1 rRNA gene is annotated in these 476 nt (G+C 56.7%); it reads left to right on the plus strand.

Features of this window, described 5'->3' with window-relative positions:
• Nucleotides 1-378: 378 nt before the first annotated feature.
• A 16S ribosomal RNA gene (locus tag AB0C16_RS40485) occupies nt 379-476 on the plus strand; the annotation flags it as partial.

The raw sequence follows: 476 nt of genomic DNA on the forward strand, positions 1-476 counted from the left end.
CTAGCGTAGTGAATGTCGAAAGGCACGGGACGGAAAGTCCCAGACCCAAGGCAAAACCCCCCGACAGGGAATCGGACACGAAAGAGTCTGATAGAGTCGGAAACGCAAGAACGAAGGGAAGCGCCCGGAGGGCCCCGGTGAAACGGGACCGAAGGAAGCGTCCGTTCCTTGAGAACTCAACAGCGTGCCAAAAGTCAACGCCAGATATGTTGATACCCCGGCCTGCTTCGGCAGGTTGGTGGTTCCTTTGAAAGTCCTGCCGTTCCGCTCCTTGTGGGTGGCGGTAGGCAATACACAGCGAGGACGCTGTGAACAACGGGTCTTATTCCGACCGGTTGTTCCGCTCTCGTGATGTGTGCACCCGATTACGGGTAAACATTCACGGAGAGTTTGATCCTGGCTCAGGACGAACGCTGGCGGCGTGCTTAACACATGCAAGTCGAACGATGAAGCCGCTTCGGTGGTGGATTAGTGGC

This window comes from Nonomuraea sp. NPDC048916, from assembly GCF_040649575.1.
Classification (GTDB): Bacteria; Actinomycetota; Actinomycetes; order Streptosporangiales; family Streptosporangiaceae; genus Nonomuraea.